The sequence below is a fragment of the Wocania ichthyoenteri Th78 genome (assembly GCF_000789235.1).
Lineage (GTDB): Bacteria > Bacteroidota > Bacteroidia > Flavobacteriales > Flavobacteriaceae > Wocania_A > Wocania_A ichthyoenteri.
Genome location: NZ_KN525716.1, coordinates 3,283,122 through 3,309,137, shown reverse-complemented (window position 1 = coordinate 3,309,137; position 26,016 = coordinate 3,283,122). Strand labels below are relative to the sequence as shown.

15 protein-coding genes are annotated in these 26,016 nt (G+C 34.4%); 7 read left to right on the top strand and 8 right to left on the bottom strand.

Going from position 1 to position 26,016, the window contains the following annotated elements; genetic code table 11:
* The 7 genes from RG22_RS14485 to RG22_RS14455 all read left to right on the top strand — a co-directional run bounded on the left by RG22_RS14485 (window position 1) and on the right by RG22_RS14455 (window position 12,015).
* Window positions 1–924 (top strand): hydroxypyruvate isomerase family protein, encoded by a 924-nt coding sequence (locus RG22_RS14485; RefSeq protein ID WP_034044570.1) that lies wholly within the window; start codon window positions 1–3, stop codon window positions 922–924.
* 10 nt (window positions 925–934) lie between these two features.
* A complete protein-coding gene (locus RG22_RS14480; RefSeq protein WP_034044568.1) occupies window positions 935–2,374 on the top strand; it encodes a Gfo/Idh/MocA family protein in 1,440 nt (479 codons plus the stop codon).
* A gap of 11 nt (window positions 2,375–2,385) precedes the next feature.
* Window positions 2,386–2,778 (top strand): transmembrane 220 family protein, encoded by a 393-nt coding sequence (locus RG22_RS17370; RefSeq protein ID WP_052143759.1) that lies wholly within the window; start codon window positions 2,386–2,388, stop codon window positions 2,776–2,778.
* Window positions 2,779–2,983: 205 nt separating this feature from the next.
* Window positions 2,984–5,800 carry a TonB-dependent receptor gene (locus tag RG22_RS14470; protein WP_034044566.1) on the top strand — a complete coding sequence of 939 codons (2,817 nt, stop codon included), beginning with the start codon at window positions 2,984–2,986 and terminating at the stop codon, window positions 5,798–5,800.
* Window positions 5,801–5,834: 34 nt separating this feature from the next.
* Window positions 5,835–7,316, top strand: a complete 1,482-nt coding sequence (locus RG22_RS14465; protein WP_034044564.1) for a xylulokinase — start codon at window positions 5,835–5,837, stop codon at window positions 7,314–7,316.
* A 1-nt stretch (window position 7,317) separates the two neighbouring features.
* Window positions 7,318–8,622 (top strand): xylose isomerase, encoded by a 1,305-nt coding sequence (gene xylA, locus RG22_RS14460; protein WP_034044563.1) that lies wholly within the window; start codon window positions 7,318–7,320, stop codon window positions 8,620–8,622.
* 30 nt (window positions 8,623–8,652) lie between these two features.
* Window positions 8,653–12,015, top strand: a complete 3,363-nt coding sequence (locus RG22_RS14455) for a ThuA domain-containing protein (protein WP_081997736.1) — start codon at window positions 8,653–8,655, stop codon at window positions 12,013–12,015.
* Window positions 12,016–12,174: 159 nt separating this feature from the next.
* Here RG22_RS14455 and RG22_RS14450 read toward each other — a convergent pair whose 3' ends face one another.
* The 8 genes from RG22_RS14450 to RG22_RS14415 all read right to left on the bottom strand — a co-directional run bounded on the left by RG22_RS14450 (window position 12,175) and on the right by RG22_RS14415 (window position 25,950).
* Entirely contained in the window at window positions 12,175–13,449 is a 1,275-nt protein-coding gene (locus RG22_RS14450) for a hypothetical protein (RefSeq protein WP_034044562.1), read from the bottom strand.
* 158 nt (window positions 13,450–13,607) lie between these two features.
* Complete coding sequence (locus RG22_RS14445) at window positions 13,608–14,720, bottom strand: toxin-antitoxin system YwqK family antitoxin (RefSeq protein WP_034044561.1); 1,113 nt, start codon at window positions 14,718–14,720, stop codon at window positions 13,608–13,610.
* 359 nt (window positions 14,721–15,079) lie between these two features.
* On the bottom strand, window positions 15,080–17,026 hold the full coding sequence (locus RG22_RS14440) for an auracyanin family protein (protein ID WP_204244192.1): 1,947 nt from the start codon (window positions 17,024–17,026) through the stop codon (window positions 15,080–15,082).
* Complete coding sequence (locus RG22_RS14435) at window positions 17,026–18,918, bottom strand: 3-keto-alpha-glucoside-1,2-lyase-like domain-containing protein (protein WP_034044559.1); 1,893 nt, start codon at window positions 18,916–18,918, stop codon at window positions 17,026–17,028. Before RG22_RS14435 ends, RG22_RS14440 begins: the two co-directional genes overlap by 1 nt.
* A gap of 184 nt (window positions 18,919–19,102) precedes the next feature.
* Window positions 19,103–19,615, bottom strand: a complete 513-nt coding sequence (azu, locus tag RG22_RS14430; protein ID WP_034046137.1) for an azurin — start codon at window positions 19,613–19,615, stop codon at window positions 19,103–19,105.
* 479 nt (window positions 19,616–20,094) lie between these two features.
* Window positions 20,095–21,921: a DUF3472 domain-containing protein gene (locus RG22_RS14425; protein ID WP_162183654.1), complete on the bottom strand. Its 1,827-nt coding sequence runs from the start codon at window positions 21,919–21,921 to the stop codon at window positions 20,095–20,097.
* Window position 21,922: 1 nt separating this feature from the next.
* A complete protein-coding gene (locus RG22_RS14420; RefSeq protein ID WP_034044558.1) occupies window positions 21,923–25,249 on the bottom strand; it encodes a VCBS repeat-containing protein in 3,327 nt (1,108 codons plus the stop codon).
* 128 nt (window positions 25,250–25,377) lie between these two features.
* Window positions 25,378–25,950, bottom strand: a complete 573-nt coding sequence (locus RG22_RS14415; protein ID WP_081997735.1) for a discoidin domain-containing protein — start codon at window positions 25,948–25,950, stop codon at window positions 25,378–25,380.
* Window positions 25,951–26,016: the final 66 nt, after the last annotated feature.

Sequence of the window (26,016 nt, the reverse complement as noted above, 5' to 3'; positions counted from 1 at the left end):
GTGAAAAGAAGATCATTCATAAAAAAAAGTACTGCAACGGCATCCTTATTAGGAATTAGCGTAACTGGTATTAATGCTATGAATATTTTTAATACAAAAACGCCCATGAATAATTTCAAATTAAATTACGCTCCACATTTAGGCATGTTTAAAAATCATGCAGGAGACGACCCTATTGACCAATTAAACTTTATAGCCAATCAAGGGTTTACCGCTTTTGAGGATAACGGTATGAAAGGACGTACTGTTGAAACTCAAGAAAAGATGGCAAAAACCATGTCTGATAGAAATATGACCATGGGCGTATTTGTAGCTCATAAAATTTATTGGAAGGAACCTAACCTCGCAAGTGGAAATATTGACAAGCGGAATGAATTTTTAAAGGACATTAAAGAATCCGTAGAAGTTGCAAAACGGGTTAATGCAAAATGGATGACGGTTGTACCTGGTCATGTAGATTTAAGTCAAAATATAGATTACCAAACCGCTCATGTTATTGAAACTTTAAAGCAAGCTTCAGCTATTTTAGAGCCTCATAATATAACTATGGTATTAGAGCCTTTGAATTTTAGAGATCATCCTGGGTTATTTTTAACCAATTCACCACAAGCTTATCAAATATGTAAAGCTGTAAATTCGCCATCCTGCAAAATATTATTCGATATTTATCATCAACAAATTCAAGAAGGAAATTTAATCCCAAATATTGATAACAGTTGGGACGAAATTGCTTATTTTCAAATCGGCGACAACCCTGGACGTAACGAACCAACCACAGGAGAAATAAATTATAAAAATATATTTAAACATATTCATTCAAAAGAGTTTAAAGGCATATTAGGTATGGAACATGGAAATTCAATTCATGGTAAAAAAGGTGAATTAGCAGTTATTGAAGCTTATAAAGCAGCAGATAATTTTTAAATATTAAAAAATGAAAAAAAATCATAAATCAAATAACAGAAGGGATTTTATAAAGAAAACTGCTTTAACATCATTAGGGATTTCTATAATTCCAAGACACGTTATGGGAAAAGGGTTTATTGCTCCAAGTGATAAACTAAACATTGCAGTTATAGGTGGTGGTGGCAAGGGTTATTCTGATGCTATAAACGCATGGAATAATGGTGCATCAAACATTACTGCTATTTGCGATGTAGATTGGAATCAGTCAAAAAGGCTGATGGAAAAATTTCCTAATGCTTTAAAATACCGAGACTATCGTAAGCTTTTTGATAACGCAAAAGATATAGATGCTGTTACAGTTTCTACGCCAGACCATACTCATGCAGTAATAGCTATGGCTGCCATAAAATCAAACAAACATGTGTATGTACAAAAACCATTAACACATAGTATATATGAGGCTAGAATGCTTACAAAAGCTGCTAACAAATACAAAGTGGTAACACAAATGGGTAACCAAGGGGCTTCTGGAAATGGCGTGAAACAAATGATTAAATGGTTTGATGAAGGTAAAATAGGAACCGTAAGTAAAGTTCATGTTTGGACTAATAGACCAGTTTGGCCTCAAGGCATAAATGCCCCAACAGAAAAACCAGCGTTGTTAGATGGTTTAGATTGGGATACTTGGGTTGGACCTGCTAAAATGGTAGATTACCATCCTTTATACCATCCTTTTAAATGGCGTGGTTGGTGGAATTTTGGAACGGGTGCTTTGGGCGATATGGGTTGTCATTTAATTGACCCGCCGTTTAGGGTTTTGGGATTAGGTTACCCAACTGAAGTTGAAAGTAGCGTTGGTGCAGTTTTCAAAAAAGATTGGTCTCCAGAATATTTACCAGAATCTTGCCCACCTTCATCAAGAACACAATTAAAGTTTCCTGCATCAGCTAAAAATAAATCGGAAGTTTCATTAACATGGTCTGATGGTGGTTTAAGGCCTTTCCATCCTGATTTAATTCCAGCAGATCATCCTATAGGAGATTATGATAGTGCTAATGGCGTTATTATGATTGGGGACAAAGGGATTATGACCTGTGGAACGTATGGCGTTGCTCCAAAAGTGTATTTGAATAATGGAGATGTTTTAACATTTGAAGACACAGAAAAAAGCACACTTCCTGAAAGTGGACATAATGCTTCATGGGTTGATGCCTGTAAAGAAGGTTTTGGTAAAGAAAAACACAAAGCACTTACCTCATCATTCGATTTTGCAGGACCATTAACAGAAAGCGTTTTAATGGGTAACCTTGCTATTAGAAGTTATAACCTTAGAAAGTCAAAAGGAAATGGTTTTGAATACCCTGGAAGAAAAAAATTATTATGGAATGGGGATACTATGAAGATTACAAATTTTGACGAAGCAAACCAATTTGTAAAAAGAACGTATCGTGAAGGTTGGACACTATAATTCACTAACTAATGAAATTTACTAAGCCTTTAAGTAAACGAAAAAAGAGTATCAATTTTATTCTGTGTATTCTATTTATCCTTTTTGCACTATTACAATTAAATGATCCCGATGGTGTTTTATGGTTTTCCATATATTTAATTGTAGCAATTATATGTCTGTATCATAACTTTAAACCTATCCCTACACTATTTTTAATTCTAATAATAGCTACCTTATTAGCTTATTCTGCATTTCATTTTTCATTATTTATTGATTATTTAAGAACAGAAAACAAAGAAGAAATTTTTGGCAAAATGGTTTATGATAAACCTTATTTAGAAGGCACTAGAGAATTTATTGGACTTTTAATAGCTGCTTTTGGTATTATATACCAATTAAAGATTAGAAAAAACAGTAATTAGTACGCTTTTTCAAAGAATAGCTAAAACTTAAATTTTAGTATGAAACAAAAATTGATAGAATATGAGATGTCGGTCTGAGCGCAGTCGAAGACATTGAAAATATCGTTTTTAATAGTATTTCGACTGCGCTCAATGTGACACTTTTTAATTTTTGTCATGTATTAAAAACTTAAATTTAAAAACTTTACATTTTTCAAATTAAAATATGAATAAAATTATAATGCTTTTTCTGCTTACAATAACAAGTATGTTTTGTAATCCCGTTTTTTCTCAAGTTAATATCAACGGAGAAGTAAAAAATAGCCATGGTAAACCCTTAGAGGGTGCAAATATTGTTTTAAACCCTAACAACTATACAACTACAACTAACGTTAATGGAATCTTTAAAATACAAAATATTCCTTCAGGCAGCTATATAATAACAATATCCTATTTAGGGCATAAAACAATAAAAAAGAATATTGAAATCACTCAAAAGAATGTTACACTTTCATTTAATATGGAAGAAGATTTGCTAAACTTACAAACCATAGTCGTTACAGGAACTTTTGATCCCAGAATTCAATTAGAATCCAGTACCTCAATTAGCACACTTAGTTCAAAAGCCATGCAACAAGTGTATCCACAAGGTACGGCAAATTTGCTTCAAAATATACCAGGAACATTCACCGATGCCTCAGCAGGTGAAGTATTCACGAAAGTTTATACGCGAGGTATTTCAGCTTCCGCTGAAGACGATACGGGGTGGTATTATGTGTCACTTCAAGAAGATGGACTTCCGGTTAGCTTAGTGCAACACTCGTATTACAGTCCAGACCTTTTCCATCGTTTAGATTTAACAACCCGAAAAGTGGAAGCCATAAGAGGTGGAAGTTCATCCATTACGGCGCTCAATGCTCCCGGAGGTATTTATAATTTTATGTCCCACGGCATTCAAAACGAATTTAGCGGCGACATCCAGTTATCAAATGGTATTCAGGGCGAAGGGAATGCTTTATATAAAATAGATGCCAATATTGGAGGTCCATTAGGCAATAACTGGTTTTTTAATGCTGGCGGACATTACAGACATGATGATGGCGCAAGAAACACAGACTTCACGTTTAGTAAAGGCGGCCAGTTTAAATTTAATGTCATTAAAAAGAATGACTTTGGATATTTAAAATTTTATGGAAAGATTTTAGATGATTACACCAATCGATATACCGGTGTTGCTGCCACAGATTGGGACAATCCTACGCCAGCTTTCGGTCAGGATTTTGGTTCAACCTCGCTGTTAATGCCAAGTTTTAACGGCAGTATTCCAGATGGGCGATACCTTACACAAGGTGCATCAAATAGTTTTGATCCATCACAAGGTGTTCATGCCAAAGATTTGGCTTTTGGCTTCGATATCTCCCAAGACTTAGGCAATAATTGGTTGCTAAAGAATAACATTAAATTCTCTGCCAAAGATGCGAATTGGCAAACTTCAATAAGTAATGCCTTTGTGTCATTAAATAACCCCCTAGCCTATTTTATTAGTGGTGCCAGTTTCCCCATTGGGCAAGTTATTTTTCGCGATGCGCAATCAGGCTCAGAACTCGCTAGAGTAAACAACAGCGGTATTTTAGCTGGACAACCTGCACAGTATTTAGATAGTGGCACTTTGCCCAATGATGCCATTATGGGAACCTCGGCTTGGTACAAAAACAATAAAGCCGACGAGTTTATGAATCAATTTACCTTGCAAAAAACATTAGAAAGTCATGATATTACGACAGGATTTGCTTTAGGTTTTTCAGACACCTCTTTATTTACACAAGGAAGTTTTGCCTTTGTAACCTACGAACCTAATCCAAGAATGCTACAGGTAACGCTTGAAAATCCTGGTGACCCAGTAATTGAATTATCAGATGCCAACGGCGTTAGTAATTACGGCGGTTTGTTTTTTGTGAACGCTAGGGCTAAAGTAAGTCAGGTATCAACGTTTATTAATGACCGATGGAAAGTCTCCAACAACGTTCATTTAGATTTAGGCTTACGCTACGAAACCATTAAACATAAAGGTAGCAAAGACCGTTTTGCACCATTCACCCAAAATGGCGGTTTAGACGAAAATGACAATACGGCTTACGATAATGGTATTTTAGCTCCAACAGGGCAAACAGACAATTTCAATTACAACTACAGCTATCTGTCTTTTTCAGGTGGCATCAACTATAAAATTGATGACGAGGCCGCCTTGTTTGCTAGGTTTTCACAAGGAAATAAAGCACCAGAATTAAACTATTATTTTAATAATTTCTCTAATGTTCCCATCAACAAAAAAGGAGAAGTTCAAAAAATAAATCAAGCCGAAATTGGTGTAAAGTATAATCTTAAAGATTTTTCTTTTACAAGTACTTTATTTTGGAGTCAGCTTAAAAATATTGGCATTGCTAATTTTGAATTTGATTCAGACAATAACAGTATTTTCTACACGCCAATTCAATTTAACACATCAAGAACGATTGGTTTTGAATGGGAAAGTGTTTATTCGCCGGTTCAAAATTTCACCTTCCGTTTTAACGGGGTTCTTCAAAATCCAAAAGCCACTAAATGGAAAGTTTATGATGCAGCAGGGTCAGTAGATACAAGTGACGATAATATTTTAGATTTTTCAGGAAACACGCTTCCTTTTAATCCAAAGTTAATGTTTAATCTGAGTAACGAATATCAAAAAGATAAAATTTCAGCCTTTATAAAATGGCAGTTTATGGGCAAACGCTATGGCAACGTTTCAAACGGATTTAAACTTCCGGCCTATAGTGTTTTTAACGCAGGTGCTAGATATCAAATAAGCAAAAACCTATCAGCAGACATTTTAGTAGCCAATCTTTTTAATTCAGAAGGCTTAGCCAACTTTTTTGGTGCTAATAGTTTTGGTGCCAATGCCAATGGTGCAACGCCTGAATTTATTGCCGCAAATCCAGATGCTAGTTTTGTGGTTTTTCCCGTTTTACGAAGAAGGGTTTTATTAAAATTAAATTACAGTTTTTAGCATAAACCTTAAAAACAAATAAACTAGTTTAACGATGTATTTATTGGGATTGGATATTGGTTCATCATCTATAAAAGCAAGCTTATTGCAAGTTTCTGATGGTACAATAATAGCTCAAAATTTCGAACCAAAAGACGAAATGGATATTATTGCGCATCGCAATGGATGGGCGGAACAAGATCCTGAACTTTGGTGGGAATATGTTAAATTAATTATTCCAAAACTCATTGAAAGTGCAAAAATAGATAAGTCGCTTATTGCGGCCATAGGGATTTCTTATCAAATGCACGGACTTGTTTTAGTCGATAAAAACAAACAAGTGCTAAGGCCTTCAATTATTTGGTGCGATAGTCGCGCATCGGAAATTGGAAAAGAAGCCTTTAACACTTTAGGCTCAAATTACTGCTTGGACACACTATTGAATTCTCCTGGAAATTTTACCGCTTCAAAACTAAAGTGGGTTAAAGATAATGAACCAAAGATTTTTGAACGTATATACAAAATAATGCTACCCGGTGATTTTATTGCAATGAAACTCACCAATAAAATTACAACTACCGTAAGCGGTTTATCAGAAGGTGTTTTTTGGGATTTTAAAGCCAATAAAATTTCGGAGACGCTTTTAAACCATTATGATTTAAAAGACACTTTAATCCCTGAAATCCATGATACGTTTAGTTCACATGGCACAATTACAAACGAAATTGCGAACCAATTAGGGCTTCCCGAAGGCATCCCCGTGTCTTACAAATCTGGGGACCAACCCAACAATGCCTTATCTTTAAACGTCTTAAAACCCGGAGAAATTGCAGCAACGGCAGGAACATCTGGCGTTATTTATGGTGTTGTTGATGATATAAAACCCGATTTACGTTCGCGTGTTAATGTATTTGCACATGTTAACCATAAAGTCGGGCAACCACGATATGGCGTTCTAGCCTGTATAAATGGCACAGGCATATTGAATGCATGGATTCGGAAAAATATAACCCAGGGTTTGAGTTATTCCGAAATGAATGCATTAGCTGAAACTGTTGAGGTGGGCTCAAATGGTTTGCAAGTGTTTCCTTTTGGAAATGGTGCCGAACGTATTTTAGAAGATGCGAATAATGGTTGCACATGGAAACATCTTAATTTTAACATCCATAACAAGGCGCACGTATTACGCGCAGCACAAGAGGGCATTGTTTTTTCTTTTCAGTATGGCATTAATATTATGAAATCCATGGGATTGAAGTTAGATGTTATAAAAGCTGGAAATAACAATATGTTTCAAAGCAGGATTTTTAAAGAAACCCTAGCTACCCTATCTAATGCACAAATCGAAATATACGATACCGATGGCGCCATTGGAGCAGCAATTGGTAGTGGCCTTGGCGCTGGCGTTTATAAATCTTCAGACGAAGCTTTTAGTCGGTTTAAAAAACTAGAAACCATTCAACCAAATAAACAAATGCAATCTAAAATAGAAGATGCGTATCATAATTGGGAAAAAGAATTAAAAAAAACATACTAACATGAGCACTTACTTTCCAAAAATCAATAAAATTAAATACGAAGGAAGAGATTCAAAAGATTCACTTGCTTTCAAATGGTATAATGAAAACCAAGTTATTAATGGCAAAACAATGAAAGCCCATTTAAAATTTGCTGTTTCTTATTGGCATACGTTCTGTGGCGAAGGCGGCGACCCTTTTGGTCCCGGAACAAAAACGTTTCCTTGGGCTAATACGGATCTTTTAACCGCTGCAAAACACAAAATGGATGCTGCTTTTGAGTTTATCGACAAACTTAGCATTCCCTATTACTGTTTTCATGACACCGATTTAGTTGGCGATGGAAGTGTTTTTGACATCGAAAAACGATTACATCAAATTTTACCTTACGCCCAAGCTAAACAAGCCGAATACGGTATTAAACTACTTTGGGGCACTGCCAATGTGTTTTCGAACCCGCGATACATGAATGGTGCTGCAACAAATCCAGATTTTAATGTATTAACTAAGGCTGCCGTACAAGTAAAAAACGCCATTGATGCTACCATAGCACTTGGGGGAACAGGCTATGTGTTTTGGGGAGGACGCGAAGGTTATATGTCGCTACATAATACCAACATGAAAAAGGAAATAGAGCACTTAGGCATGTTTTTAACCAAATCGAGAGATTACGCTAGGGCTCAAGGCTTCACGGGCACCTTTTTTATTGAACCCAAACCAATGGAACCCACCAAACATCAGTACGATTTTGATGCTTCAACCGTATTGGGTTTTCTAAATAAATACGGTTTGGAAAAGGATTTTAAATTAAATTTAGAAGTCAATCACGCCACCTTAGCAGGTCATTCTTTTGCCCATGAATTACAAGTAGCGGTCGATGCGAATATGTTGGGAAGCATTGATGCCAACAAAGGCGATTATCAAAATGGCTGGGATACCGACGAATTCCCAACCAATATATACGAAGTCACTGAGGCAATGATGATTATTTTGCAAAACAAGGGTTTTGAACATGGCGGTATTAATTTCGATGCTAAAACAAGACGGAATTCTACCGATATGGAAGATTTATTTATAGCGCATATTAGCGGTATGGACACCTTTGCCAGAGCACTTTTAACTGCAGAAAAAATACTGTCTGATTCCAATTATTTAGAACTGAAGCAAAAAAGATATGAGTCGTTTACTTCCGGTTCGGGTAAGGGTTTTGAAGCAGGCAAACTAAGCTTAAAAGACTTATATCAATTAGCTTCTAAAAATGGAAAAACCGAATTGAAAAGCGGCAAACAAGAACTTTTGGAACAGCTTATTAACAGCTATATATAACAACCAATATTTAACTTAACTATTATTAAAATGAAACCTAAATTTATAAAATCCATTCTGATTTTCATCATAAGTATTTTGATCATTTCATGTGGCACAAAAGAAGAAAGAATACTGGTATTTAGTAAAACGGCAGGTTTCAGACACGGTTCAATTGAAGCTGGAATAACAGCATTGAAAAAACTGGGAAAAGAAAATAACTTTAAAGTGGTTGCCACTGAAGATTCCCTATATTTTGTTGAGGATTCTTTAAAACAATTTTCAGCAGTCGTTTTCTTAAATACTACAGGCAATATTCTAAATGAAGTACAGCAAGCCGATTTTGAACGTTACATACAAGCTGGAGGAGGTTTTATAGGTGTACATGCTGCTACCGATACTGAATATGAATGGCCTTGGTATAACAAACTTGTTGGCGCCTATTTTGAAGGACATCCGCGAATACAAAAAGCAACACTAAATGTGATAGATAAAAATCATGAATCAACCAAAATCATTGAAACGCCTTGGATAAAAGAAGATGAATGGTATAACTTTAAAAGTATTAATCCAGATATTAATGTACTCATTACTATAGATGAAACCACTTATGAAGGAGGCACTTATGGCGAGAATCATCCCATTTCTTGGTATCATAAATTTGATGGTGGTCGTGCTTTTTATACCGAAATGGGACACACAAACGAAACTTATAAAAACCCAACATTTTTAAATCATTTATTAGGTGGAATTAAATATGCCATTGGTAAAAACACGCTCGATTATACAAAAGCAACATCGGATCGCATACCTCCAGAAAATCGATTTGTAAAACAGGTGTTAGACTTCAATTTGAATGAGCCTATGGAACTGGATGAATTACCAAATGAAGGCATCTTATTTGTCGAACGCCGAGGCGCATTAAAATTATTTGATTTTAAAACAGAACAAACCGAAACCATTGCGCAACTCGATTTATTTTATGGCAACGAAGATGGTTTGTTGGGTTTGGCGGTAGACCCCAATTATAAAACTAACCATTGGATTTATTTGTTTTATTCAGCACCAGGTGACGAACCTTTGCAACATGTTTCACGTTTTAATTTGATCGACAAAAAACTGGATTTAGATTCTGAAAAAATATTAATTAAAATTCCCACGATTAGGGAATGCTGCCATAGCGGTGGTGCCTTAGAGTTTGGGCCTAATGGAAATTTATTTATCACAACGGGCGATAACACCAACCCATTTGAATCGTCAGGTTATGCACCCATTGACGAGCGCGAAGGGAGAGCGCTTTGGGATGCTCAAAAATCGGCTGCCAACACCAACGATTTTAGAGGAAAGATTTTAAGGATTAAACCTGAAGACGATGGCACGTATTCCATTCCAGAGGGCAATCTGTTCCCCAAAGGCACACCAAACACAAAACCGGAAATTTATGTGATGGGTTGTAGAAACCCTTTCAGACCCTCAATTGATAGTGCAACAGGCTATTTATATTGGGGAGATGTTGGTCCTGATGCTGGGACAGGAAACCCAAACAGAGGACCAAAAGGCATGGGCGAATTTGACCAAGCTAGAAAAGCTGGGTTTTGGGGATGGCCTTACACCAGAGGGAACAATCAAGTTTATAACGACTATAATTTTACAACTCAAGAATCAGGAGCAAAATTTGACCCTAATCATTTAGTTAATGATTCACCAAATAATACGGGTTTAAAAGAACTTCCCGTAGCTCAGGAATCACTCATTTGGTATTCTTATGACAAATCTGAGGAATTCCCGTGGTTGGGTGTTGGCGGTGTAAACCCTATGGCGGGTCCTATTTATCACGCTTCAAATTACCCTAATGCCAACGCCAATGCTTTTCCCGAATATTTTGAAGGCAAACTTATAGTTTACGAATGGATGAGAGATTGGATTTATGTAGTGACGCTTGATGAAAACCACAATTACAAAAAAGCAGAACCGTTTATGCCTAACACCGAATTTTCGCATCCAATGGACATGATTTTTGGTTCAGACGGAAATTTATATGTTTTGGAATATGGTCAAAAATGGAACACCCAAAACCTGGATGCGCGTTTAAATAGAGTTTCATATATACGAGGAAACAGAAAACCAATCGCCAAAATAACATCAGATAAAACGGTTGGAGCCGCACCATTAACGGTTAATTTTTCAGGGCTGGAGTCTGTAGATTATGATAATGATAAACTGACTTACGCATGGTCCTTTACCAATAACGAAGTGCAATCAACAGAAGCAACTCCCTCGTTCACCTTTAAGCAATCCGGCACGTATAACGTCCAATTAAAAGTAACCGATAAAGAAGGCGAAACATCAACGGCAAACACCAAACTTTTGATAGGTAACGACCCGCCCGAAATAAGCATTCAAATTGAGCCCAATAACAAGTCGTATTGGGATAATAAAAAAGTCAATTACACCGTAATTGTTAACGACAAGCAAGACGGAAGTACCGAAGATGGCTCTATTGATGCCAATAAAGTAAAAGTAACTTTAGATTACATTCCGGAAGGAAACGATTTAATAAAAGCCACTTTGGGGCATCAACAAAACACGGTGCCCGAAGGCAGAAAACTTATTGACGGCAGCGATTGTAAAGCTTGTCATGCAACCAACGAAAAGGTAAATGGCCCCACTTACATCGAGATTGCCAATAAGTACACCACCAAAGATGCTGGTTATTTAGTCAGTAAAATCATAAAGGGCGGAAGCGGTGTTTGGGGAGAAACCATGATGTCCGCACATCCCCAATTAAAACCAGATGAGGTTGAAAAAATGGTTACCTATATTTTATCGCTAAAACCAAGCAAAGCCAAAGCAAGAAAACAATTGCCCATAAAAGGCAGTATTACATTTAACGAACACATGGGCAGTAAAAATGAAGGCATATACGTTTTAATGGCTTCTTATTTGGATAATGGCAACGACGGACAACCAGAATCCACACTTTCGGCCAGAGACCAAATTATTTTTATAGCGCCTAAAATCCAAGCCGAAAGCGCCATTGAAAAAAGTGAAGGCCTAGGAAATTGGAATGCCGAAGGTGAAAACCTTGTAGGCTCTATTGTTCATAATTCCTACCTAAAATTTGATGCGGTGCCTTTAAAAGGGTTGGAAAGCATAAAATTCGCTGCCTTTTTTGCGGGCAATTATGCTTACGAAGGTGCTATTGAAATTAGAGAAAACGCCCCTAACGGAAATCTTATTGGTAAAACCCATTTAAAATATTTCAACAAAGATAAAGGCCAAATGACGTATTACAAAATACCCGTAAAACCTAAAGTAAATGAAGCTTCGCTATATTTAGTATTTAAAAATGAGAAAGACAAAAAGCAATATATAGCTAACGCGAATTGGATTTTGTTAAATTATAAGCACTAGTCATGTCATTATTATAAATCAAAAAGGGCGTCAGTTTTAATTGATACCCTTTTTTTATTGAAAAACATTAATTGTGTGTGAAAATCTTGCGGTCTAGTGAAGACTCTATAGTATGACTATTTATCAATATATTGGTGTTTCAAAAATAAATCCAGATTTTTATTTAACAGATAACATTTCTAATATTCCATTGTAGAACCAATAAAATGGTCTTTGCTTAATGTAGATATCGTACTCAGTCATTTCTTTTTCTTCGGCTCCAAGTATATTTCTAAATTTTTGATTTCCACTACCATTTTGAGTTTTACAAACCCCTTCATGTACAATGCTATTTCTGGCATTTATCATTTCATGGATATATTTAACAGCTGACAAGGACAATCCAAAATTTTGTATAAAATTATATTTGCTACCTTGTTTATTCCATAATTGTTCAAAAAGTTGATACATACCTAATGTAGCTATATGATACTCTAATCTGTTTAAAGAGGTTTCAATATAATCTGAAAGAGGATAGTCAGGGTCAGATATATTATTACTGCACATATCAAGAAATTCAAGAGCATTTAATTTTTTTGTGGGTTTGTTTAAATTATATGAGATATACTCTGTGACTCTTTTGTTAGATGAAATAATAGTTCTAAGATTTGTTTCTTGAAAGTTGGTTATACTCAAAACATCGACTATGTTTTCATTTATAGATTTTGAATAAGATTTTATGAATCTATTAATAGAAAGTAAAACTTTATATTCAATGATATCAAGTTTTATTTTTGGATGACATTTATTAACTGATATAATATCTGTTAACGTTTCAAAGTCTTTTTTCTCTCTAACAATTAAATCAGGAGTAGTCATAATAATAGTATCGCTATTTTCTAATTCGTATCTATATTTTAAGATATCTACAGGCTTTGAACTTAAATAGCTGCATTCTATAACAGCCTTTGGATAATTGATTCCAATACTTGGAGGTTTATGCGATTTATGACTAATAATATTACTATTGCTTTTATCTGTTAAATTCTCTTTGAACTGAATTATTATTCCATTCTGTGATACTATTACCGTATCCTTTGGAATATTTAATGGAAAAGGAAGGGTAATAGTATAAACTATTTTGGTTTTTATTAAATCGTAATCCATCTTTAAATTATGAAATTCAATGTTAAAATTAGGATGGAAGTGTCCTTTAGCAGTTAATCCAAAAAAAGGAGATTCTTTAGGTGTTGCTGTTTTTATAATACCTTGAATGGGATGAGGAATGCAACCTATTGTAACCGAGAAATCTTTAGGAAAATAAAATTTAATTCCTGGCTTGGAAATTAAAACTGGATAATTTCCTCTTAGTATATGTATTTCATCTCCTTTACTACATGACCAAATTGTTTTTTCTAATTCGTATTGATTATTAACATAAAAAATTGCCCCCATTGTAAGTTTATTATGTGCTTTTATCTTTAATTAGATTTTTTGTTTATTCAGAAATACTTTGTATCTACTAACTTTAAATAGATACTAGTAACCCAATGTTCATCTGAGAAAGTCAGTTGTGTTTATCATTTAAAGCATGTACAAAATTATTAATATGTTTATTCTTTAATTTCTTCTATATTAGTAAGAACACCTTTTTTATACATGTATATGTAAATTAAGGTACCTTCTTCATTGTAACTGTAAAAGGAACCATTTCCATCTTTTAGATTTCCTTTTTCTTGGGGTTTGCCGTTTGGATTAAAATTACTTATGACCTCCCAATGTAAACCATTTTTGAGTATAACTTCACTCCAAATTGAGCCATCTGGATATCTGTATGTGTATTTTCCGGATGTTGATGGTGCCATATTTATAGCTTCAATGATATATTTTGAAGGCAGTATTGCTGCAAAACCTCCACTTTTCCCATTAACCGTTCCATGCACTAGCCCCAATATACTAGGCTTGATAGTATAATTATTACCCGATTTTTCTACAGAATGATGGAAGGTTTCAATTACCAATCCTCCACTAAAACCTGAAATACTAGGGTCATCAAGAAGAAAAAACTCATTAGTTATATGTTTTTTATCAAAACGATTTAATGAAATAATATCACTTGCAGGTCTTAAATTTTTTGTAATCGGAGAATAGTTTTTTTTAGATAAAATATGGTTTAACGGGAAGCCCAGAACAGTCAGTTCTCCATACCTGTCTAGTGTGGAGAAATTACTCTTGATTTCATCAAAGTTTAAAAAGCTTAATCCAATATTTTTTTTATATAATGAATCTTTTTGATTTAACCCTAAGTGAAGAACTGCTACGTCGGCTATTGGATGATAAACCCAATCTAATTTTTTGGCATGTTCAGGCAATAAATCACTTATTTTAATTTCTATATTCTTGTCTTTTATGTTTCTGAAACGTATAAATCCATTAGCACCTATGTTTCTTGCAACATGTTCAGCCGTAATCAAATAATCATCTAGCCCTTTTGTTATTAGAAAGCCAGAGCCTGAAGATTGGTCTTTAAAATGGATTAATTTATTTGTTAATTTATCATGTAAATATACATCATACTTTTTACCATTTATTACATGTATCTTAGGGATGGAGTCACCTATTAGAACAACAGAACTAAATACTTTCCTTAAATCTGAATCAATATATTGCGAATGAGAAAAGTTTGACTGAATTATAAGTGATATTAGAATAATTAATTTTCTCATTGATTAGATTTTATTTAATATTATATCTGATGTGTAGTTTGTAGTGAAAATAATATAAAATCAATACAATATTACCATTGTGAACAATTTATTTATAAGTATTTAAGTGTTGTTTGTAATTAGTATTTTGGTAGATGAAAGTAATTTTATTAATTGTTTTAGACAGTTTTTTCAAGTTAGAACTCTGATATAAAGCACATTATACTGGAGGTCAATGAGTCCCGTCCAGACTGAAAAACAACTAGATAAGAGCATTTTTATGTAATAAATAAAACTCAATATCACTAAATCTTCTCTTCCTCTAACTTTTTAGACAGACAGATGTTACTCAATAATGCAGAAAATTCTTTTTTAAACCATCAATCCAAAGCATTTATCCAAGCCGCAATTTTAAGCGCTTCGTCTTTTGGAACCTGAGGCATCGGCGCCATTGGTGTGGCATATTCCGGCCAGTTTTTAGGCTGCGGATTATAAATAAGTTTTACCATTTCCTCATCAGTATAATTACGTTTTGCAATTAATTTAAAAGAAGGCCCAACAAGTCTTTTTTCTTTATGATGACAAGCTACACAAGTATTGTTGGTTAAAAGCGGTTGCACCTGTGCATCAGTTAAAACCGTTTTTGTTTTTTTAGCTACGGCTGTTTTAGAGGCCTTAGTTTTTTTTGCAACTTTCTTTTTAATACTTGAAGATCGTTTGGTTGAAAGTTGAGATAATGCTAACTTGTCGCCTTCAGCAATATTATTTAAAGTATAGTAAAATGTTGGATGTAAAGTTAACTGGCCCGATTCTTTTTCCTTAACGCCAGATAAGGCTATTTCGTGCACATAAAATGGTCTTAAATTATCAGTTACAATGCGCACCTTATAACCATCGTCACTAACTTTAACCCCTTTTAAATTAATGGTTTCCAGGTTGGCTTGCGGACTTCCGTAAGCGGCATGATATTTATAAATATAGCTTTTACCTTGATACGAGTCTAAATCTTCAGCAGAACTTTTATCTACTGGTTTTGTGAACTCAATCTCAAAACCATCAGGCATCGATTTTACGCTTTTCATTTCAAAAGGCACTCTACCTGTCCATGTGAGGAACTCTAAACCAGAATTTGTAGTTCCGGCTGATCCCCAACCTCTATTGGTTTCACCCACAAAAAGGTTCCCGCTTTGGTCAAAATCCATACGCATCACACCCGATTGGAAACCCGATCTAAAATCAAAAGCCACACCTTGATATTCGCCTTTTACTTTTTCAAGAACCACACGCATTATTTTACTCTGTCCCATATCGCCAACAAAAACCTGTCCGCTAAATGGCCCAAACTTCCCTCCTGTTTTATCCACTTTTATTTCGGAATTTGAAATACCCAAAATACCGTGAGGCAATACCACTGCAGGTAATTGCACTTCGGAAAAAGATGCTTTTGCTTCAAAAACAAAATCGGGGTCTTCTTCATCTATAATATTTTCAGGTTTAACGTAGCGTCCATTTTTTTTAACTTGGCGTTTATCAATTTTACCATAAAATGCTTCTTCGGTAAGCTTTATAGGCGAATCTTTATGCTCGCTCCATTTAAGACCCGCCGGATGTGCTGTAAACACGCCTTTAGGCAAGTGCCACATACCTCCAGAGCCAACCCAATCGCCTTGGTTATCGGTATAAAACAATTCATCATCAATAAGTCCGTAACCCGCTGGCGAACGCATTCCAGTAGCCCAGGGTTCCATACGGCCATCTTCATAAATTTTCATGGTCCATCCGCGCCATGGCACACGACTTTCTCCACGCCACCACTCTTCATTTCCAAAAGCTACATTGGCTGTTACAAAAAAAGCATCGTCTGGAGCTAAAACGGGACCAAAAGAATATTCGTGATAATGTGTTGATAATGGCCATGCATAAACCGTTTCGTAAACATCGGCTATTCTATCACCATCAGTATCTACAAGCTTAGTGAGTTCTCCCCGTTGTGCCGTGTATAGCGCGCCATCTTTATAGGCCAAACCCAAAGGTTCGTGCAATCCGGATGCAAACTTTATAAATTTGGAGGGATAGCCATTTACCATGGTTGGGTTTTCGATAATCCAAACATCGCCACGTCTGGTACAAACCGCAATGGTGCCATCGGGTAACGACAAAACACCGCCGCCTTCAACCTTAACCCCTTCTGGAGTGGGCACTTTTGTTATGCGGTAGTAATCCTCTTCTTTAGGTGCATTTTGAGCCAGTACAATTTGTGAAAAACCAATCACAATCAACACGATTATTACTTTAATTTTATTATGAATTACTTTGTTTTTCATCATTACCAAATTATTTCATATTTAATGTTACTACCATCAACAGGAATTATCAATTCTGTTTCTCCGTTAACTTTTCGAACTATAGGAATTTGACCAGTGCGTACTTTAACATAATATTGTTTATCCTTTATAAGATAAGCGCCGTCAGACATTTTTTCAACCTCGCCAGAAGCCAATTTGCAATACCAATTTGTTAATCCGGATTTTGAAAATTGAATGTCGTGAACCACATAATTATTGTTAGGATCTGGTGTGATTCTATTTTCAATATCAACATCTTTATAACGGTATTTAAAGACTGGCAACCAATTGGTTTTATCTATTACGTAGCCTTTTGAAACAAATTCTGGAGCTGTTCCTGTTTCTGGAAAGGCAATATTCAAATCTGAAAGTTGCGCAATAGGTTGGTTTAAAAACGTCCATTGAACGGCACCTTTAGGTTTAAACGATCCATCACCACGGCTGTGCCACATAGGTGTTGCATCTACAAACTCGCCTCGCCAAACACCAACAAGGTTACCTGCTCCTAAATCGTAAATATAATTGACACCTTCTGGAGTACCAACACCAATGGTATGCGACAAGCGTTTGCCATCGCCATTAAAACTCACAAAGGCTCTTAACAAACGGGGTTTAGAATCCGGTTGTACGAAAATTGGAGATACCGTATTTATATTGGGCGGATAAGAATCATAAGCATGAAAATCTTTTGAATTGGTCGATTTACTCTTAATTGACAAACCTAATCGTGGTGCTCTCCACGCAGCAGATTTAATATTAATTAGGATGAACTTATGTGTTCCTTTTGATAAGGTCATATCTTCATTTAACACAGCTTGACCGCTCGAAGAATTATCTTCTACAATTTTTTTGTTATCAACAATAAGCTTTACACCTCCGGTATAACCCACGCTAATTGTATAATCATCTTCTTCGGCAACATCCAAAGTTCCTATATACATAATACCATATTCATCTTCTTCACCAACACTAAGAATATCAATTTTATTGGATTTTCCGGTTGCCACTTTAGCATTTTCGTTCAATTCATCCAATCCCTTAAAGGCGCCTTTGTAAATAACGTTCGACAGTGATGTGAGCTCCACTGAAGATTCTTTCAATAATTGATATTTAAAATCCCTGATGGCAACGGGTCCGTGGTTTCCTTGTATTAATAGTGGGCCTTTGGCCACTTCGTTCTTTTCAATAGGGCCGCCGGTATAAATTGGTACTTCGACATTACTATGGATTCGAACACCATTTAAATCGACTGAAATAAATTTAGCGTTCGATATTTTTTTACCCGTCTCATCAAATCGTGGTGCCTGAAAATGCACTTTATATGTTTGCCATAACCCCGGTGCTTTTGAAGCATTGCTAGTTGGCGGTATACCTCTGAAAATTTTATCTTCATCTGTTTCCCAATTGTTATGAAATCCGCCCATATCTGACCCCAAGGGGTTTTTAACGCCCCAACTATCTTTTAACTGCAGTTCATAGCGCCCTTGAAAATAAATCCCAGAATTTGATCCTTTTGGAAGCAACACCTCTAACTCCAAAAGTAAATCTCCGTGTTCCCAATTGGTAATTAAGGCATCATGTTTTTCTTTGTCATTTATATTTAAAAGAATCCCTGTTCCTGGGGTTGACTCAATGGCTTTTGGTGGCTCAATGGCATTTCTTTTTTTCTTTCTGCGTTTCTTTTTCTTTTTTGAATCGTTTTCTTCTGTTGCTTCGTGATGCACGTCAACATACCTATTTACAGTTACGTCACCTACTATTTGCCAGTTTCCGGCTTGTGTTTTGAAGTCGTTTAAGTTATCGAGTTTTATTTCTTCTTGAGCAGATAGACAAAACCCAAAAAGGACAAGGATTAATAAAAATTTGATTTTCATAAATATATCTTGTTAAAACATACAATATAGATATTTATATCAATACTGTTGTTCAGTATTATTCACTGAAAAAAATTAAACTAAAAAAAAATCGTTAATCGTTGCATCAATGCTATAAAACCAAAAAAGTCTGAGGATATAAATCTCAGACTTTTTTGGTAAAAATGGTGTGGTTTATTATAAATTACTCTACAATAAATTTACCTTTCATAATAGCATAATGTCCAGGGAAACTACATAAAAAATCGTATTCGCCAACTGCTGGAGCATCAAATTCTATCACCGTTGTTTCTCCAGCCCCTATTAGTTTGGTGTGGACAATTATATCTTTAGTATCTTCAGGAATATATTCGTTTTCAGCAAAGGTGGCTGCATGGTTCCCAAATGCAGAAATACTTACACCCTGTTTCAGTAACACAAAATTATGTCCCATTATTTTCTTCTCTAACTTACCTATATGCTTAAGCGTTAACTTAACCTTTTTACCTGCTTTTACCTTAATTTCAGTTTTATTAAACTGCATTAAATCATTAGAGGTCAAAACCACTTCACTTAGGCTGCTTTCTTCAACTTTTTTTGTCGTACTTTTTTTGTTTTCATACGTAAATCCTTCTTTCTTCTTTCCTTCTTTTCCTCCGCAACCAATTAACATTACAAGGGAAAAAATAAACACTACTGTGTACTTAATTATTCTCATTTTCATTATTTTATTTTGTACTTCTCATTTCAGACCTATAATACTCTGATAACAACATCAAATATAAATATACAAAACAATATTATTGTTCAGTATTATTCACTGAAAAAAATTATACGTAACAAATAAATCATGAAATCTGAGTTTTATAATTTATATGACACTAAGCAGTCTTCACCTAAGTATAATATCTACGCCTTAAATATAAAATGCGTTTTGATATTTTACTGTAATTTATAGCTTGGTAATTCAAAAGGTTACTTTTTTTAAGACCTCCTTTACTTTTTTTTAGAGACTTGACATAAGAAACTTTGAGTGCATTATAAGCCAATTTTGTTTTTTGATTTGTCCATCGCTTTAGCCTACAGAATTATTGGTTGACTATAAATACACTCACTTTTTTATTGCAAGTTTAAAAAGAAAGCCTCTGATTTCTCAGAGGCTTTAACCAAAACTAACTCAAAATAAACAATATATTACTAATTAATATATGCTTTAATTTCTGCCATTGCAGCGTTATTTGTACCATCATGTGATGATGTAGAAATAAATTTTAAATATCTAAATGTTTCTGATGATGCAAAATTCACATCTTGTACCTCTTTTATATTTTGTAACTCAAAGTTGCCTAACGAAGACCAACTCGAATTATCTGTACTTACCTGTATCTCAATATTTTTCACTGTTCTGGATAAAGTCTGTCTTTGGGCAAACCTTACACCTAATACTTCTGTTTGAGCTCCCATATCTATGGTAATATGGTGTGGTAAAGTTGCAGTACAATCATTCCAGCAAGAATGCCAATATGTGTCTAAATTATCATCTAAAATATCTGCCGCACGTCCAGTTTCTCCTTCCCCTCCTTTATCTTCTTGAGTACTATAATCTATAACTGACCACGAGCTTCTATCTAACAATGTCACCTCAGCTGGAGGGTCTGGAAGCTTAGGGGTTTCTAAAGAAGTAAAATCTATATTTGGTGAAGTGCCAGATGCAGTTCTTGAAAATGGTGTATTAGGCTGTACATTAGCATTAAAAAAACCGCAGTTTTTTAGAAAAAAGGTATTGCCATTAGTACCTCCTTCATAATCTAATCGATCGCCGTTACTTGCAGTAGCATCTGCGGTAAATGTTCCGCTTGTCATTTCTGTCCATGAATTATCAGTTGTGTATACCCATTGATTACCATAATTAACACGTCTTGAAAGATTTCCTGTACTAGGATTAAAATTTTCTAAAAATGAATGTAACCTTTCTAAATGATTACTGGTCTTTGGTCTTCTTAGGCTTGCTATCAATTGCCAATCTCCAACTTCAGGATCATAAAAATATCCTGTGTAATCTGTAGATCCAGATACACTAGAAGGTTCTCCTTTTAGCAAAAATTTATAAGTCACACCAGCTTTCCAATCTACATCAATAAAAGATTGTATACCTGAACCTTCATTACCAAAATCCTGAACCGTTACACCTGTTCCATTTCCTAAATTAGTAACCTTGTAATCTTCTGGAATTTGACTTGGATCGTCTGTACTGTACGCACTCCATATTGAGAATAACACACGTCTTTCGGTAGCAGAATTAACTTGCATACCAAAATAGCCTTGTGCATGTCCATTAGCCATAAAAAATGTTCCAAGCTGATCTTCTCCTTCAGGAACTGTAACTTCGTTATAAAACCATTGTACATCTTTGCCTGATGGCTCATCATAACCCATGTGTACAGAAGGCCCTCTTCTTCCAAAATAAAAATTACTTGCGGGATTAAAAGTTACTCCTGAAGCAATGGCAGCACCTCCAAAAAGAATATCGCTAATCTCAACAATATTTGCTGCTGATTTTTCCAATCCTTTTATTTCTATATAATTATAACCAGCTGGCACTGTAAATGTTCCAATTTCTTCTGTTTTATAAGTTGTATTAGAACTCGTTATTTCCTTGGAAGTATTACCAACGGTAACTTTAATTTTAGATGAACCTTCTGAAGATTTCATTTTTAATCCCACATTTAATTCACCAGCTCCTGTTTTTACATAGGTACGAATAACATCATCTAAGGATGACCAATTCTGGATGCCAGATTCAGAAATTATATTTTGGTCTTGAGCGAGATTATTCATAACCCAACTATTAGGACCAATAGGAATAGTTTTAGTTAAACTTAGAGCTTTAGTTTCTTCTTCTTCTTCTGCTTCTGTAGAAGCATCATTTTTAGAACATGAACTACAAGAAATTAAAATATGAATTAAAAATATTAAAAAGAGATTTGAACTCAATAAATTTAGGCGTGTATTTACTATATGCATATTATAATTTATTAGATATTTTGTATAATTGGTGTTTATCATTATTATTTAAAACTAACAAAAGACTACCTTCTTTTGTTTTTAAAAATGCCATGTTTCTAACATCTGAATCTGCGTAGAGCCCTATTTGATTATTAGGTACATAATTAAAATCCCCAGTAACAGTTCCTTTTAAAAACGCTCCTATTCCAGCATCTGCACGCGTTGTTTCTACTTCAGATTGATAGTTGTTCCCAGCCATTAAAAGGTCTTTAATGTTGTCCCCATTAAAATCTTTATAAACAATGCTATTTATTGGCGATTTTTGCACTTCTATTTGAAAAGGCTTAAAGCTGAATTGCCCATTTCCTTTATTTATAAAAATACCCGATTGAAATTCTGTCACTTCATAATGTAATGAAGTTTGAAGTCCATCACCAATGATGCCTTGTAAATCTAAACTGGCAAACTCACTATAAGTTCCTATTTTCTCTTTTAGAATAGGCATCTGTTGCGCTGTACAACCCTTACCCCTAACTGGTACTTGCTTATCATTATAGTATTTAGCAAGCATAATATCTTCAGTACCGTTACCATCAAAATCTTTTGTATAAACGTGGAAAGGTTTTTCTTTTGATGCATGAAACTTGTAGTTAAGACCCAAGTTTCCTGCAATAATGTCTTTATTTCCGTCTCCATCAACATCTTCAATTACTATAGAATTCCACCATCCTTTGGTAGAAGATAAAGAATTATAAGTCTCATTTTTTGATAGTAAACCATCTTGATTTGTAAAGACCTCAATACCCATCCATTCTCCAGTAATAATTAAATCATCATCAGAATCATTATCAATATCAACCCATTGGGCATCAGTAATCATTCCTATTGTTTCTGCTTCTGGTGCTATTGATGCCATTTTATTCTTAAAAACCCCTTTTTTATTAATGAGTAAGAAATTGGTTGGTGCATAAGGATATTTTCCAGGGATGACACGACTACCAACAAACAAGTCTATATCACCATCATTATCAAAATCTGAAGCTCTTACTACTGAACCCGCAGTTTTAATAATTGGTATTTTTGAAAAAGAACGTTTAAAATTAAGATTGCCTTGGTTTATATAAAGCCTATCTTGAAGTAAATCTGAACCTTCAGCAAACTCATAACTTCCACTTACAACATATAAATCTTGATCGCCATCATTATCGGCATCAAAGAAGCAAGCTGCTACATCTTCATAGTTTTTATCTTTTATAAAATCTGATATATTAATAGCATCAAAACCACCTTCTTTATTTGCTATTAGCAATTGCCCCGATTCTTGATGTGCACCGCCAATAAAAATATCATCATAACCGTCATTATTTAAATCTGTTTTAGCTATTGCAGGTCCTGTTTGCGAAAGTTTATGTGGTAGTAATAACTGTTTGTCATAATCACTAAAAGGTATTTCAGTATGCTTAAAATTAAAAGTGTTTTCAGCAAATAGCTTTTTATTATCAGCATGACTCACTTCTTCCACTAAGATATTGTCACTTTCTGAATAATTTAAGATTATAGTTTGATTGCTAGAAACATCTTTAAGAATTTGAGATTTACCATCATTCCATATAATTTCAATTTTTGGTATAGTGGTTTCGATACCTAACCCGAAATGGAGTTTGTTAGAGACTGAGGAAAGATATCCTCTAGAATTTATGAGTTGTCTTGTTAAAATTTCACCATTTTTATGATATATGTTTACCGTTGCTCCAACACCAAATTTGTTATTGGTCGGCCCATTAAATGTGAACTGCAAAAAGTTATTATCGCTGTTTTCTCTCGCATTATTTCTTAAAATGGTAGCATTCTCATCTAAATTATTTGTAACAATATCCAAATCACCATCATTATCCAAATCTACATAAATAGCTCCATTAGAAAATGTTGGTTTCTCGTTTGCCCATTCTTTGTTAATCTTTTCAAATTGTAAATTACCCCGATTTTTAAAAAAATAGTTGGTTAGCTTTTGCTGTGGTAATTTTTGAGTGAAATTGTAAAAATCCTTCTCAGTTAATGTGTTTTTGTTTTTTTTAATATAGCTGTTTATCTCGTTATTAGCATCTCTATCTACTACATCTCTATAAATACCATTGGTTACATATAAATCGTTGTAGCCATCTAAATCAAAATCTGCAAATAACGTTGCCCAACTCCAATCTGTTTTAGATATACCAGACAAATTTGCTATTTCGCTAAATGCAGAATTACCACCATTATTTAGTTGAAGTACGTTATGCATATATTGATGGTGATACCCATTACTTGTCATGGTATTAAAACGATCTATAGACATCATAGACATGGTTGTTTTCGACCTCACATAATCCTCTGGACTCATATCGGCAACCATCAAATCTGACAATCCATCATTGTTTATATCTGCAAAATCTGCACCCATACTATAGTATGAAATGTGCTTAAAAAGCGTTTCTTTTTTATCGGTGAAAGTTCCGTTTCCATTATTTATATAAGCGAAATCAGGCATAATAAAATCGTTACTCACATAAATATCTGGCCAACCATCATTGTTTAAATCGCCAACTTGGGCGTGAAGTCCAAATCCTAAATCTGGGATAATCCCTGCTGCTTCTGAAACATCTTCAAAAGAGCCATTTCCATTATTTCTGTAAAGCTTATCAGCGCTTTTTGAATTTTCTATCTTTTCCTTTTGAATTGGAATCTTCTCTAAATCTAACAAAGCTCCTGATAAATTAAAATCTGAAGGTGCATTGGTTATATACAAATCTAAATCGCCATCTTTATCATAATCAAAAAAAGTAGATGATATTGATCTATTTGTATCGGCTATACCGTATTTACTTGCTTGCTCTGTAAATGTTAGGTTTCCGTTGTTGATGTATAGCATATTAGCCAATCTTTCATTTCCAGTATACCAGCCTGCTCTGTTAATATAAATATCAACAAATCCATCATTATTTATATCTGCAATGGATACACCCGCATCAAAACCTGTACGTTTTACAATACCAGCTTGTTCTGTAATGTCCTCAAACTTAAAATCACCTTTATTTAAAAATAACTTATTAGGATATATATTTGAGGTAAAGAAAAGGTCTTGCAAACCATCATTGTTAAAATCGGCTGCAGCTACACCACCTCCTATGTATATATATAAATATTTATAGTAATGAAGTTTTTCTGATTCTAAAATTCTATTTTCAAATGTTACTCCTGATATATCTGACGGAATACTTGTAAACAGTTTATCTGTATCCAGACTATCTAAGCCATTATTACATGACATTAAACAGATTAATAATCCATAAAGAATATGTTTTTTCATCAAGTATTAATTTCTAATAAAATTATCACTATTACTTTAAAATACTGATATTATGCTCAATATGAGTTTAAAAACAACAATATAAGCCCAAAAAAAATATTTTGGGCTTATGCTTAAATTAAGGTGCTTTAAAAATAAAGCCCTATTTCAGCCAGGGCTGCATTATTTGTTCCATCATAAACTTTAACAACATTAAATCTAAAATAGCGAGCAGTAACTTCTTGCTCTAAAGGTTTATCTTGTGCTGATTTTGTTTTTTCTAAAGTAAATTCTCCTAAAGAAGTCCAATTGGAATTATCATCACTAATATCTATCGAACAAATCTCAATGTTTCTAGAAAGTGATTGTCTTTGCATAAAAACAAATCCTCCAATCTTTTTAGATTCTAGCATATCTACAACAAAGTAATGTGGAGGAACCGCAGTACAGCCATTCCAACAAGTATGCCAAAATGTATTTGGATCTCCATCAAAGGTATTGAATACTCGTCCGTTACCTGCTCCTTCTCCATCGTTATCTTCCTGACTTGTATAATCGGTAACTACCCAATCTGAAGTATCTAATGTCACTGGAGGTAATTTAAGACTCGTATCTATATGCACCGCATCTGGCGTACATGAATATGTAATTGCCATTAAGACTATTGTAACAAAAGCAACTATTTTGAATGTTATCTTTTTATGTATTATTAATGTTTTCATAAATTCTATTTATTTTATATGTTCCAAATTTTCATTATAATTTCTAAATACCTTTTGAGGTTTTAT

What these genes read in the sequence shown, in the direction of transcription:
- RG22_RS14480 (WP_034044568.1), top strand. Translation starts at nt 935, where the DNA reads ATGAAAAAAAATCATAAATCAAATAACAGAAGGGATTTTATAAAGAAA.
- RG22_RS17370 (WP_052143759.1), top strand. Translation starts at nt 2,386, where the DNA reads ATGAAATTTACTAAGCCTTTAAGTAAACGAAAAAAGAGTATCAATTTT.
- RG22_RS14470 (WP_034044566.1), top strand. Translation starts at nt 2,984, where the DNA reads ATGAATAAAATTATAATGCTTTTTCTGCTTACAATAACAAGTATGTTT.
- RG22_RS14465 (WP_034044564.1), top strand. Translation starts at nt 5,835, where the DNA reads ATGTATTTATTGGGATTGGATATTGGTTCATCATCTATAAAAGCAAGC.
- xylA (WP_034044563.1), top strand. Translation starts at nt 7,318, where the DNA reads ATGAGCACTTACTTTCCAAAAATCAATAAAATTAAATACGAAGGAAGA.
- RG22_RS14455 (WP_081997736.1), top strand. Translation starts at nt 8,653, where the DNA reads ATGAAACCTAAATTTATAAAATCCATTCTGATTTTCATCATAAGTATT.
- RG22_RS14450 (WP_034044562.1), bottom strand. Translation starts at nt 13,449, where the DNA reads ATGGGGGCAATTTTTTATGTTAATAATCAATACGAATTAGAAAAAACA.
- RG22_RS14445 (WP_034044561.1), bottom strand. Translation starts at nt 14,720, where the DNA reads ATGAGAAAATTAATTATTCTAATATCACTTATAATTCAGTCAAACTTT.
- RG22_RS14440 (WP_204244192.1), bottom strand. Translation starts at nt 17,026, where the DNA reads ATGATGAAAAACAAAGTAATTCATAATAAAATTAAAGTAATAATCGTG.
- RG22_RS14435 (WP_034044559.1), bottom strand. Translation starts at nt 18,918, where the DNA reads ATGAAAATCAAATTTTTATTAATCCTTGTCCTTTTTGGGTTTTGTCTA.
- azu (WP_034046137.1), bottom strand. Translation starts at nt 19,615, where the DNA reads ATGAGAATAATTAAGTACACAGTAGTGTTTATTTTTTCCCTTGTAATG.
- RG22_RS14425 (WP_162183654.1), bottom strand. Translation starts at nt 21,921, where the DNA reads ATGCATATAGTAAATACACGCCTAAATTTATTGAGTTCAAATCTCTTT.
- RG22_RS14420 (WP_034044558.1), bottom strand. Translation starts at nt 25,249, where the DNA reads ATGAAAAAACATATTCTTTATGGATTATTAATCTGTTTAATGTCATGT.
- RG22_RS14415 (WP_081997735.1), bottom strand. Translation starts at nt 25,950, where the DNA reads ATGAAAACATTAATAATACATAAAAAGATAACATTCAAAATAGTTGCT.